This is a genomic window from Devosia sp. J20-27 (assembly GCF_055808595.1).
This window is the reverse complement of the sequence record NZ_CM147875.1, coordinates 2,911,797-2,924,015: the sequence shown is the minus strand read 5'-3', so window position 1 is coordinate 2,924,015 and position 12,219 is coordinate 2,911,797. Positions and strand designations below refer to the sequence as shown.

Here is a 12,219-nt window from a genome sequence, read left to right as displayed (position 1 = left end):
TCCCCTAGAGACCGAGCTGGGATCTGACGACCGGGACGAGCCCCTCGCCGATCGCGCGTGTATTGGCGGCGTCCAGGTGGACGCCATCGATGGGCGATGCCACCGCAACGGATGCCGCATTGAAATAGCCGGCGCCGAGTTCGCTGGCGATGCGGCTGTAGTAGACGTCGAAGCGCTTTGCCTCGTCGGCCCGCGGCGCGAACATCGGATGCAGGTCCTGATGCGTCGTTTCGACGGTCAGCGGCGGCGCCACGATGACGACGCCCGGAACCGCATAGCTGCCATAGGGATGCTGGCGCACGATCTCGACCAGCCGCTTCACGCCCATGGCCGCGCCGAAGGCGGTGCCGTTGAGATAGACCTTGAGATCGTTGGTGCCCAGAAAGATCACCACCAGATCGAGCGGCTTGTGCGTGTCGAGCAGCGTCGGCAGCACGCGGGCGCCATTGCGGTCGGCCACGGACGAAAAATCGTCGAACACCGTGGTCCGGCCACCCAGTCCTTCGGGGATCACCCGAACCGCGCCGCCCAGACCCTGTTCGAGCACGGACGGCCAGCGATCCTCGAAGGCATGGCGGATGCCCGTTTCGGCATTGGCGCCGAAGGTCAGGCTGTCGCCGAAGGCGAGGACGGTCTTCATGCCAGCATCATGACCGGGGTCTCGATCAACCCCTTGAAGGCCGCCAGCAGTTCAGCGCCGAGCGCACCGTCCACCGCACGGTGATCGCACGACAGCGTCACCGTCATGAAGTGACCGGTCTTGACCTGCCCCTTCTCGGCATAGACGCGCTCCTCACCCACGCCGACGGCGAGGATGGTGCCATGCGGCGGGTTGATGACGGCAGCAAATTCGCGAATGCCGAACATGCCGAGGTTGGACACCGAAGACGAGCCGCCCTGGTATTCAGCCGGCGTCAGCTTCTTGGAGCGGGCGCGGCCGGCCAGGTCCTTGACCTCTTCGGAAATCTGCCGCAGCGACTTGGTATCGCAGGCCTTGACGACAGGCGTGAAGAGCCCGCCCGGCACCGCCACGGCAACCGCCACGTCGGCATGCTTGTGGTAGAGGATCGAGTCACCTGCCCAGGTGGCATTGGCCGTCGGCACCTTCATCAGCGCCGCAGCCCAGGCCTTCATCACGAAATCATTGACCGACAGCTTGTAGACCGGCTTGCCGTCCTTGAGCGGAGCGGCGGAATTGATCTTTTCGCGCGCCTCGAGCAGCGCTCCGATATTGCAGTCGAGCGTCAGGTAGAAGTGCGGAACGGTCTGCTTGCTCTCGGTGAGGCGGGCCGCCACCACCTTGCGCATGCCGTCGTTCGGCACGAGATCGTAGCTGCCTTCGGGATAGAGCGCGATCACCTGCGCCTTGCTCATGCCGCCAGCAGGAGCCGCGGCCCCTGCCCCGGCAGCCGCCGGCGCGGCTTTGAGCGGCACCTTGCCCGACTTCACCGCCTCGACATCCGACTTGACCACGCGACCGCGCGGGCCGGAGCCGGAAATCGCCGACAATTCGATGCCGGCTTCCTTGGCGAGCCGCTTGGCCAGCGGCGAGGCAAAGACACGCCCACCAGACCCAGCAGCAGGCGCGTCAGATTTCGGCGCAGCGACGACGGCGGAGCCGGTCGCGACACTTTCCTTGGCGGCCGGTGCCTCGGCGGCCTTTGGCGCCTCGGCCTTCGGCTCGTCCTTCTTCGGCTCGTCCTTCCTGGCTTCGGCATTGGGTGCCGGCGCCTCGGTCTTGATGTCGGCAGCCGACTCGCCTTCGGTCAGCAGCACGGCGATCACCGCGTTGACCTTCACGTTCTCGGTGCCTTCGGCGACCATGATCTTGCCGATCTTGCCCTCGTCGACGGCCTCGACTTCCATCGTCGCCTTGTCGGTCTCGATCTCGGCAATGACGTCACCGGAGGAGACGGTGTCGCCTTCCTTGACGTGCCACTTGGCGAGCGTGCCCTCTTCCATGGTCGGCGAGAGCGCGGGCATGGTGATGTTGATCGACATGGCGCCTAGCTCCTGTAGGTCACGGCATTGACCGCCGCGACCACTTCATCGACGTTCGGCAAGGCCAGCTTTTCAAGGTTCGCCGCATAGGGCATCGGCACATCCTTGCCGGTGACGCGGGTCGGCGGGGCATCGAGATAGTCGAATGCCTCGGCAATCACCCGGGCGGCCAGTTCGGCGCCGATGCCGCCCTGCGGCCAGCCCTCTTCCACGGTGACCAGGCGGCCGGTCTTTTTGACCGACTCGATGACGGTGGCGCTGTCGAGCGGCCGCAAGGTGCGCAGATCGATCAGTTCCACGTCGACGCCGGCCGCAACCAGCTTCTCGGTCGCCTGCGTGGCGTAGCGCATACCCATCGAGAACGACACCAGCGTGACATCCTTGCCCTCGCGGGCAACCCGCGCCTTGCCGATCGGCAGCACGAAATCGTCGACCTTGGGCACCAGCCCGGTCGAGCCGTAGAGCACTTCGTTTTCGAGGAACACCACCGGGTTGTTCGACCGGATGGCGGCCTTCAGCAGGCCCTTGGCGTCGGCCGCGCTATAGGGAGCGATGACGTAGAGGCCGGGCACATGCGAATACCAGGCCGAATAGTCCTGGCTGTGCTGCGCACCGACGCGCGCCGCCGCCCCGTTGGGGCCACGGAAGACGATCGGCGCCGTCACCTGGCCGCCCGACATGTAGAGCTGCTTGGCGGCGGAGTTGATGATCTGGTCGATTGCCTGCATGGCAAAGTTCCAGGTCATGAACTCGACGATCGGTCGCAGGCCGGCAAAGGCCGCGCCCACACCGATACCGGCAAAGCCATGCTCGGTGATCGGCGTGTCGACGATGCGCTGCGGACCGAATTCCTGCAGCAGGTTCTGCGTAATCTTGTAGGCGCCCTGATACTCGGCGACTTCCTCGCCCATGACGAAGACCGTATCGTCGCGGCGCAGTTCCTCGGCCATCGCTTCGTTCAAGGCCTGGCGGACGGTCATCTCGACCATCTCGACATCGGCCGGCAGATCGGGATCGGCCTGCGCCTCGAACTTCGGCGCGGCCGGTACGGCAGCGGCCGACGGGGCAGCGTCGGCAGCCTTCTCGGCCGCCACAACCGGTGCCTCGGCCGGCTCCGGCGCGGTCTTTTCGACCGGCGTACTCGCCGGCGCTTCCTCGCCCTCGGCCAGCACCACGGCGATCGGCGTGTTCACCTTCACGCCCTCGGTGCCCTCGGCAACCAGGATCTCGGTGACCTTGCCCGAGTTGACGCTCTCGACTTCCATCGTCGCCTTGTCGGTCTCGATCTCGGCCAGCACGTCACCGGGATTGACGGTGTCACCCTGCTTCACCAGCCACTTGGAGAGTTTGCCCTCTTCCATCGTCGGACTGAGGGCAGGCATCAGAATATTGGGCATCTAGGTCTCCTGGCTCTCGGTCGGGAGCTTGAGGGAAATATCTCGATTGGCTGCAGGCGAGGTCACGGAATGCCTCCACCCTGGCCGGTCACGAAGATCGCCACCATCACCGCGAACAGTGCGGCAAAAGTGACAAAGAACACAACAAGCGCCCACACATAGCGCTTGGTATAACGGTCGGCTTCCGGACCCGCGATTTCGCGGATCGAGTTCGAACTGCAGCCAGCCCAGGTCGAAGAACCCCTTCAACCGGTGCCCCGCGGGCATGGCGCGCCACAGTCCGATGGCGGCGAACAACGCCGTCACCCAGGCTCCGACTGCGACCAGTGCCAGCACTGCCACGAGGATAGCCATGCTGCCCGCGTCAGGCCGCGTAGATATCGGTCCAGAGCTCGGATGCATCCGGCTCTGAATCGGATGTCGCAAAATCGGCTGCGGCAGTCACCACGGCGCGGATTTCGGTCTCGATCGCCTTGAGGCTCTCCTCGGTGCCGAACTTGCGCTCGATGATGCGCTGCTTGACCTGCTCGATCGGGTCACGCTCGGCCCGCATGGTCGTCACTTCGTCCTTGGACCGGTACTTGGCCGGATCGGACATCGAGTGACCACGATAGCGATAGGTCATCATTTCGAGGATATAGGGACCCTTGCCCGAACGGGCGTGTTCAATGGCCCGGGCCGCAGCCTCGCGAACCAGCCGCACGTCCATGCCGTCGACCTGTTCGCCTTCGATGCCGAAACCGAGGCCGCGCTTGGAAAAGTCGTGCTGCGCCGAAGCGCGCTCGACCGACGTGCCCATGGCATAACGGTTGTTTTCGATGATGTAGACGACCGGCAGGTTCCAGAGCTTAGCCATGTTGAAGCTCTCGTAGACCTGGCCCTGGTTGGCCGCACCGTCACCGAAATAGGTCAGCGACACGGTTTTCTCGCCCCGGTACTTGGCGGCAAAGGCCAGTCCCGTACCCAGCGACACCTGCGCCCCGACAATGCCGTTGCCGCCATAAAAGCGGTGCTCGTTGGAGAACATATGCATCGAGCCGCCCTTGCCCTTGGACAGGCCGCCCTGGCGTCCGGTGAGCTCAGCCATCACGCCCTTGGGATCCATGCCGATCACCAGCATATGCCCGTGATCCCGGTAGCCGGTAATCGAGGCGTCGCCTTCCTTGCTGGCCATGTTGATGCCGGTCACCACGGCTTCCTGGCCGATATAGAGATGGCAGAAGCCGCCGATCAGGCCCATGCCATACATCTGGCCGGCCTTTTCCTCGAACCGCCGGATCAGCAGCATGTCCCGATAGGCCTTCAGCTCTTCGTCCTTGCTGAACTGGGGAATGTTGGATTTGGCCGGGATCGAGGCCGGTTTGGCTGCCGCTTTACGCGCCATGGGCGAGTTCTCCAGGAAAGTGGATGACGATGCCGCTATGCAACACGGGCCATTAGGCCGCGAGAATGAGTTTAACGCAAGGCAAGCGCGGAGCCAAACGTTCTCTTTAGTGAGGAAACGCCGCTATCAGTCTATTCCGACTTCGATTTCGTCGCTTAACTTAGATGCAGCTAATTCGTCATATGAACCGGAAATGGGTTTACCTGTTTTGGCTTCCACCATGACGATGATGTCGTCGGGCTGGCTCATCGACAGCAGCGCCCGCGCCCGTTCGGTGAGGATGTCCGGATCGAGCCGATCCGAGTTGAAGAGCCGTACCCGATGTCGCGTTGCCTCGATTTCCGCCGCCAGCGCCCCGGAGCGCGCCTTGAGCTCATCGATCTCGCCCAGCATGACTTTCTGGCTCTCGACCCCGAACTGTCCCGACACCGCGTTGTAGGCGAGATAGCCCTGGAAGGCGACGAGCGCCAGGGTCAGTGCCAGATGGCGCCAGAAGGCCGGACGTTTGAGGCGGGTGGACACGCGGACAACTCACATTGCAGGTCCCGCCAGCATGGCTGACGATCGCTTAACATCCGGTTTGCAATCGCCGCCTGCAGATGGCCGGCGCCCACCTATTTCACCAGAAACCCCAGTCCGAACCGCCGCGCCAGCCGCTCGCGCAGATAGCGGTAGTAATAGGCATTGGTCATCATGTGGCGGTACATGCGCTTGAACGCCGGCTTCTTGAACAGCAGCCAGGGTTTGTGGATGCCGGTATAGTGCACGACATAGGGATCGAGCACTTCGTGGGCCGGCAGCGGGTTCTGCAGGTTCCAGAGCTTGTCGAGGACGTACCAGTTGTTGCGGAAGACGATGTTGAGGATGTCCTGGTCATAGTAGAGCCCGGCGACCTCCTCGGGCGTCAGCATCTCGGTGATCCTGGCGATGCAATCGACAGCTGCCATCCTGCCCGTGTCGATCACCAGCAGCCCGGCATTGAAGAAGAGGTCGGTGGTCGAATAGTAGCGCTTGGGTTTGAGGTCCCGCCCGGTCTGGAAACCCGTGCGATAGGGGTCCGAGGCAGCGGCAAACGGGAAGTCGCCCAGGTCGAGATCGTAGAGTTCGGCAAGATCGGCCCGCACCATCATGTCGGAATCGATGAAGATCAGCCGCTCGACGTTTTTTGGAACGATGTCGGTGAGAAAGAGCCGCGCATAGACGATGGGCGTGTTGATGTGCATGCCCACGCGCGGCAACCCGGAAATCCGGTCCTTGAGGATGCCGAGCGCATCGAGGTCATAATAGACCAGCGTGGCGCCGAACTCGGCGGTCACGGCGGCCAGATCGGCCTTGTGGCGATCGCTCAGCCCCACATGCATGCAGTGAAAGACGATGTCCCCGGCGCGCCGGCTCACCATGCAGATCGAACGCATGGTGGTGTAGGCCGGAGCCCAGTATTTGTCGTCAAAGGTCAGCGCGATATGGATCGGCCCGGACCCTACAGCACTCGCCATGTCACACCCCCGTCAGAACGGCCCCTGCTTACGGGGTTGGAGGCGACCTGCCAACTGGCTGCGACGGAGATTTGGCCGACCCGCAGCATTTCCAGGAACAGCGTTCCAGAAGACCTCATGGTGAGCCTGTCGAACCACGAAGTCGGGACACCTGGCGAGCGGTGCCACGCCCTCGTCCTTCGACGGGCTCAGGATGAGGGCTGTTGCGACCTGTGGCCCTTCAACCTAGATCCGGCCGTTGGCCACCAGCCAGCCCACCGCTTCCTGCACACCGGCGAGCGAGGTATAGCGCGGCGTGTAGCCGATCAGCCGCCGCGCCTTGTCGATCGAATGGCAGGGGCTGCGCGCAATGTGCTCCCGGGTCGCATCGGCATCAGCGGGCGCCTGCAGCGCTTTCCACGCATCGAACGGCAGGTATTTGATCAGGGGCTCGTGGCCGAACCAACGGAACATGGCCTCGGCATAGCCGCGCAGGTTCACCGCACCCGGGGACACGGCATTGAAGGCCTCACCCACTGCCGCGCTGCGATGCGTGATCGACCCGGTGACGATCTGCGCGACATCGTCGGCATGCACGTGGTGGACGGTTTCCAGTCCGAAATTGGGCAGCGCCAGTTCCTCGCCGCGCGCAATCTGCGAAAACACGGCCGAATTGAAGTGGCCGGCGGGGTTCAGCGGGTCCCAGCCCGGGCCGACAATATGTCCCGGCCGGAACACCGTGGCGGGGAAACCGGTCCGACGTGCCTGGTCGAGCAGATAGGTCTCGATCTCGGCCTTCTGCCGCCCATAGTCGCCAAAACCGTTGAGCGGCTGGTCTTCCGTGGCCGGTACAACTGTGTTGTGGCCATAGACCCAGATGGTGCCGCAATGCAGGAAGTGCTGCACCCTGCCCCGCAACGCCTCGACCAGATGCTGCGCGCTCGGCAGCGTGAAGCAGATCATGTCGATGACGACGTCGCCCTCGAGCGCCGCAATATCGGCGCCGAAGGTACCCGCTTTCTCCGCCGCGTCGCGATCAATGGTCACCGTCGTCACCCGGTCCCAGGCCGCATTGGGCGAATAGGCGCGCCGCTGCCCGCGGCTGACATTGACCACCTCGTGCCCGGCCTCGACCAGCCGCGGCACCAGATAGGTGCCGACATGACCGCTGCCACCGATAACCACTACGCGCGACATGGCATTCCCCTCCGTTTGCGTTGCCACTTGTTAGCGGCAAACCCCGGGGCCGGCAAATGCGCCATAGGGACAAGTCACCAGGGCAGAAACGTCAGTTCGGGCCATAGCGAGAGGGCTTTGGCAGCTTTGCTCCGGTGCGTCGCCTCATTGTCAATGGCCCGGTTGGGAACCAGCCGGAACGAAAACAGATCATCGAGTCCGAACGGCGCGTAGACCGATATCGTGTCGTCCGGCTCGAGCCGCAGGGCGACCGCATGCGCCCGCGTCGAAAAGCGATCGACACCCTCGGTGCTGCTCCGCAAAGGTGGATAGTCCGTACCGAAATGCGCAGCAAACCAGAGGTGCACACGCGCCTGATTGCGGATTTCGACAGGCACCGGCAGGCCGGAGAACACTGGCCGCGCCATCTGGATCACCCGATCCTCGGCCTCGTAGCTGACGTCGCTGGCATCGAAATAGAAGAGATCCGCGTCCTTGATGCCGGAAAGCCCAGGCCGTCCCGTCAGCCGGTTCCAGACGAGATTGTAGATCGCGCCCGCAACCAGCCAGCAATCAGGCAAAGCCAGACTGCGGGCGCGTGTCAGCGCGTCCATCAGGAAAGGCGAGCCTGCCACGAGGTCGAGCAAGGCGGCGCGCTGCACCGCAGAGGAAAGCCCAGCCAACCTGAGATGATCACTCATTGGGCGGGCCCCGCCTGCTACAGCAGTTTCTCGATATGCGGCACCAGAGCTTCGGGCTCGACATTGGAGGCGTAGCGGCCGGTGACCTTGCCGTTCCGGTTGACCAGGAACTTGGTGAAATTCCAGGCGATATCACGAAACCACGGGAAACCCGGCGCTTCTGCCTTCAGATAGGCCCAAGCCGGATGCGCTGACTTGCCGTTGACCTCGATCTTGTCGAACATCGGGAAGGTCACGGAGAAATTGGTGGTGCAGAAGGTGGCAATCTCGGCGGCGCTGCCCGGTTCCTGCTCACCGAACTGGTTGCAGGGGAAACCCAGCACCACGAGGCCGCGATCCTTGTAGTCCTGCCAGAGCTTTTCCAGCCCGTCATACTGGCGCGTAAAGCCGCATTTGCTGGCCGTATTGACCGGCAGGATGACCTTGCCGCGATAGGCATCGAGGGGCTGCTCAGACCCGTCGAGGCGACGGGCGGAGAAATCAAAGAAGCTGCTCATGAAATCACTCTTGAATATTAGCTGTCGCGCTTGTGCGCATCGATGACCTTGTCGGACAGCGCCTTCTCGGCGGCGGCCTTCTGCTTTTCGGCCTTGGTCTGTCCGAACTTCTGCCGATTGGCCTCGGCCGTGCTTTCCTTGTCGGCACGCGCCCTGGCCTTGCGGGCTTTGGAGAGGGAGACGATGTCAGCCATGGTCCTATAGGGTCTCGTGTTTCAGAATTTGAGACTAGACTTATCCATCGAACCGCATTGGGGGAACTCCAATCCATGGCTATTAATTGGACGATAGAAAGACTGAGCGCGCTAGAGCCCTCAAAACTCGAACAAGTACGAAGAAATGCAGCCGACAAGGGTGAATCAGCCTTAGCCCATCAGATCGCCGAGTTGCAGGCATCGAGGAGAGCAAAGCGGTCACAAGGCCGTTCGGAGAGCCCGGTGATCGGCTTTCACTTCGTTTGCCCTGACGACTACGAGGTTGAATTGCTAGAAGATGGAAATTTCTGGTCTGGTGTCTGGGCCGTGAGTGAGGAGCATTGTGATACTGCCATTGAGCTACGAGGCTACGTTGCGCTGCACAAGACCAAAGCTGCTGCTTCCCACCGACAGGGTACCATTGTTGATTGGAGAACGGAGGTCCGCAGCAAAGGCGCAAGGCAAATGGGCGTAAGCTTCCTCGTCCGTCCGTTTGACCAGCCAATCCATTGGTTCGGCGGCGGAGCTGGCGAAAAGGGCTATCGCCGAGTTGACGACACCCCCGCCTGGGCACCTCGGAACAACTAAAACACTCGTCCGCGAGCTACGGCGAAGGTGAGCCACCTCCAGCAGCCAGGAACTCAGGCGGGTCGCTCCAGCCTCAGATAGATACTGTCACACCATTCGTCACCCAGCAGGAAGGTGTTCTTTGCCTCGCCGGATTTCCGAAACCCCAGTTTGCCGAGCACGGCCAGCGACCCTGCATTCCGGGGATCGACGTCGGCGGTAAGTGCCGCGATGTCGTGCGCCGAAAAAGCGTGCGTGACAAATGCCCCGGCCGCCTCGGTCGCAAATCCCTGCCCCCAGGCATCGGGATGCAGGATGAAGCCGAACTCCGGCGATTTCCAGATGCCGACATAGCCGATCACCCGGCCATCGTGCACAATGACGAATTCATCCTGATCGGGATTGTCGAAATCCATCAGCGACTTGGGAAACCATGCCGCGGTGACCTCGAGCGACGCGTGCGGCAGCGTCGACCAGTAGCGCATGGCCGCCGGGGACGACATGACGGCATGCATCGCGGCTAGGTCGTCGGACCGAGCCCGGCGCAACAGCAGCCGCGCCGTGCGGATCTCCATCAGACCAGCCGGCTCTGCTCCATTGCCGCGGCAACGAAGCTGGCGAACAGCGGATGCGGCTCGAACGGCTTGGACTTGAGCTCGGGGTGGAACTGCACGCCGATGAACCAAGGATGGTCGGTGCGCTCGACGATTTCGGGCAGCTTGCCGTCGGGCGACGTGCCCGAGAACAGCAGGCCATTGGCCTCGAGCACCTTGCGGTAGTTCATGTTCACTTCGAAACGGTGGCGATGGCGCTCCGAAATACGGGTCGATCCGTAGATGTCGGCGACCCGCGATCCCTTGGCCAGCTGGGCCGGATAGGCGCCCAGCCGCATCGTGCCGCCGAGATCGGTCTCGGACGAACGCGTCACCTGTTCGTTACCCTTGGTCCACTCCGTCATCAGGCCGACGACCGGTTCCTTGGTCGGCCCGAACTCGGTGGAATTGGCGGCCTTGATGCCGGCCGTGTTCCGCGCCGCCTCGATGCAGGCCATCTGCATGCCGAAGCAGATGCCGAAATAGGGCACATCCTTGAGCCGCGCGAACCGCGCCGCCTGGATCTTGCCGGCCGAGCCGCGTTCGCCAAAGCCGCCGGGCACCAGGATGCCGTGCACGTTCTCGAGGTAGGGCGCCGGGTCCTCGTTCTCGAAGATCTCGCTGTCGATCCAGCTCACATTGACCTTCACGCGGTTGGCGATGCCACCATGCGTCAGGGCCTCCGACAGCGATTTGTAGGCATCCTTGAGGCCGGTATATTTGCCCACGATGGCGATATTCACCTCGCCTTCCGGGTTGTGATAGCGCTGCGAGACATCGCGCCACGAGTCCATCTGCGGCGCCGGCGCATCGGTGATGCCGAAAGCGGCCAGCACTTCGCGGTCGAGGCCTTCCTCGTGATAGGCCAGCGGCACGTCGTAGATCGAGCCGACGTCGAGGCCCTGGATCACGGCGCTTTCGCGCACATTGCAGAACAGCGACAGCTTCTTGCGCTCACCCGCCGGGATCGGCCGGTCGGCGCGCACCAGCAGCACGTCGGGCACAATGCCGATCGAGCGCAGCTCGCGCACCGAATGCTGCGTCGGCTTGGTCTTGAGCTCGCCGGCGCTCGGGATATAGGGCATCAGCGTCAGGTGGACATAGACCGCATGGTGGCGCGGTAGATCGTTGCCGAGCTGCCGGATCGCCTCGAAGAATGGCAGGCCTTCGATATCGCCGACCGTGCCGCCGACCTCGACCAGCACGAAATCGAAATCCTCGTTGCCCTCGACGACGAAGGCTTTGATCGCGTCGGTAACGTGCGGAATGACCTGCACGGTGGCGCCCAGATAGTCGCCGCGGCGCTCCTTGGCGAGGATGTCGGAATAGATCCGGCCGGTGGTGATGTTGTCACGCTTGTTGGCCGAGCGGCCAGTGAAGCGCTCGTAGTGCCCCAGGTCGAGATCAGTCTCGGCCCCGTCGTCGGTGACAAACACCTCGCCGTGCTGGGTCGGCGACATCGTGCCGGGATCGACATTGAGATAGGGGTCGAGTTTCCGCAGGCGGACCTTGTAGCCACGCGCCTGCAGAACCGCACCGAGTGCGGCGGAGGCGAGCCCTTTGCCCAATGAGGAAACCACGCCACCGGTGATGAAAACGTACCGAGCCATGGGCCTTCACCTTATGGGGTCATAGAACTGATTCGGAAGGGCCGCGCCGGTCATGTCCGGCTAAGCCCCCACAAAAAGAAGAAGGGGATGTTGCCATCCCCTTCCCGGTTGATCTGCTGCGGCGCCTTAGTTGGTCGGCGCTGCTGGCGTTGTCGTGTCTGTGGCCGCCGGGGCCGCAGGAGCGTCGGTTTCGGCCGGAGCCGTTTCCGCAGGAACCGCCAGGGCCGGGTCCGCCGCACCGACGGCAGGCGCCGTCTCGGTGGTGGCGGGAGCCGCCGGTACGGTCAGCGACTTATCGGTGCCGTTCAGGGCGTTGAGCGCATCGAGCACCGTCGTCGGGGCGTCGATGGAGCTGTCGGCACTGTCCGCGGCGCCGGCAAGAATGCCGCTGGCGCGGTTGTCGATCTCGGAAAGAACCGTCAGCCCGATCGCCGTAGCGAAGAACAGGGCCGCCAGGATCGCCGTCGTCCGGGTCAGCAGGTTGGCCGAACCACGAACGCTCATCAGGCCGTTCGAGCTCGAGCCCATGCCCAGTCCACCGCCTTCCGAACGCTGCAGCAGGATCACCCCGATGAGCGCCAGAACGATCAGCAGATAGGCAACAATCAGAACGTTGGCCATGCG

Annotated in this window: 14 protein-coding genes; 1 reads left to right on the top strand and 13 read right to left on the bottom strand. The window is 63.3% G+C overall.

Annotation, left to right across the window (positions count from 1 at the left end):
* Positions 1-4: 4 nt before the first annotated feature.
* From AC0L4C_RS14405 to AC0L4C_RS14360, 10 genes are all read right to left on the bottom strand, one after another.
* Positions 5-640 carry an SGNH/GDSL hydrolase family protein gene (locus AC0L4C_RS14405; RefSeq protein WP_473400353.1) on the bottom strand — a complete coding sequence of 212 codons (636 nt, stop codon included), beginning with the start codon at positions 638-640 and terminating at the stop codon, positions 5-7.
* Complete coding sequence (locus AC0L4C_RS14400) at positions 637-2,001, bottom strand: pyruvate dehydrogenase complex dihydrolipoamide acetyltransferase (protein ID WP_473400352.1); 1,365 nt, start codon at positions 1,999-2,001, stop codon at positions 637-639. Before AC0L4C_RS14400 ends, AC0L4C_RS14405 begins: the two co-directional genes overlap by 4 nt.
* Positions 2,002-2,006: 5 nt before the next feature.
* Entirely contained in the window at positions 2,007-3,398 is a 1,392-nt protein-coding gene (locus AC0L4C_RS14395; protein ID WP_473400351.1) for a pyruvate dehydrogenase complex E1 component subunit beta, read from the bottom strand.
* Positions 3,399-3,762: 364 nt separating this feature from the next.
* On the bottom strand, positions 3,763-4,782 hold the full coding sequence (gene pdhA, locus AC0L4C_RS14390; RefSeq protein WP_473400350.1) for a pyruvate dehydrogenase (acetyl-transferring) E1 component subunit alpha: 1,020 nt from the start codon (positions 4,780-4,782) through the stop codon (positions 3,763-3,765).
* A 126-nt stretch (positions 4,783-4,908) separates the two neighbouring features.
* Entirely contained in the window at positions 4,909-5,304 is a 396-nt protein-coding gene (locus AC0L4C_RS14385; protein ID WP_473400349.1) for an FtsB family cell division protein, read from the bottom strand.
* A 92-nt stretch (positions 5,305-5,396) separates the two neighbouring features.
* The gene (locus AC0L4C_RS14380; protein WP_473400348.1) at positions 5,397-6,278 is read right to left on the bottom strand and encodes a glycosyltransferase family 8 protein; all 882 of its coding nucleotides are present in this window, start codon (positions 6,276-6,278) and stop codon (positions 5,397-5,399) included.
* Between the two features lie 225 nt (positions 6,279-6,503).
* The gene (locus AC0L4C_RS14375; protein ID WP_473400347.1) at positions 6,504-7,454 is read right to left on the bottom strand and encodes an NAD-dependent epimerase/dehydratase family protein; all 951 of its coding nucleotides are present in this window, start codon (positions 7,452-7,454) and stop codon (positions 6,504-6,506) included.
* A gap of 74 nt (positions 7,455-7,528) precedes the next feature.
* Positions 7,529-8,134 (bottom strand): nucleotidyltransferase family protein, encoded by a 606-nt coding sequence (locus tag AC0L4C_RS14370; RefSeq protein ID WP_473400346.1) that lies wholly within the window; start codon positions 8,132-8,134, stop codon positions 7,529-7,531.
* Positions 8,135-8,151: 17 nt separating this feature from the next.
* Positions 8,152-8,631: a glutathione peroxidase gene (locus AC0L4C_RS14365; RefSeq protein ID WP_473400345.1), complete on the bottom strand. Its 480-nt coding sequence runs from the start codon at positions 8,629-8,631 to the stop codon at positions 8,152-8,154.
* A 17-nt stretch (positions 8,632-8,648) separates the two neighbouring features.
* On the bottom strand, positions 8,649-8,825 hold the full coding sequence (locus AC0L4C_RS14360) for a DUF4169 family protein (protein ID WP_473400344.1): 177 nt from the start codon (positions 8,823-8,825) through the stop codon (positions 8,649-8,651).
* Between the two features lie 75 nt (positions 8,826-8,900).
* Here AC0L4C_RS14360 and AC0L4C_RS14355 point away from each other — a divergent pair, with 75 nt between their 5' ends.
* A complete protein-coding gene (locus AC0L4C_RS14355) occupies positions 8,901-9,413 on the top strand; it encodes a hypothetical protein (protein WP_473400342.1) in 513 nt (170 codons plus the stop codon).
* A gap of 53 nt (positions 9,414-9,466) precedes the next feature.
* Here the strand turns inward: AC0L4C_RS14355 and AC0L4C_RS14350 are convergent, their stop codons facing one another.
* The 3 genes from AC0L4C_RS14350 to secG form a co-directional block, all read right to left on the bottom strand.
* Positions 9,467-9,967: a GNAT family N-acetyltransferase gene (locus tag AC0L4C_RS14350; protein ID WP_473400341.1), complete on the bottom strand. Its 501-nt coding sequence runs from the start codon at positions 9,965-9,967 to the stop codon at positions 9,467-9,469.
* Positions 9,967-11,595: a CTP synthase gene (locus tag AC0L4C_RS14345; RefSeq protein WP_473400339.1), complete on the bottom strand. Its 1,629-nt coding sequence runs from the start codon at positions 11,593-11,595 to the stop codon at positions 9,967-9,969. The genes AC0L4C_RS14350 and AC0L4C_RS14345 overlap by 1 nt, the downstream gene beginning before the upstream one ends.
* A 126-nt stretch (positions 11,596-11,721) precedes the next feature.
* The gene (secG, locus tag AC0L4C_RS14340; RefSeq protein WP_473400338.1) at positions 11,722-12,216 is read right to left on the bottom strand and encodes a preprotein translocase subunit SecG; all 495 of its coding nucleotides are present in this window, start codon (positions 12,214-12,216) and stop codon (positions 11,722-11,724) included.
* Positions 12,217-12,219 lie beyond the last annotated feature (3 nt).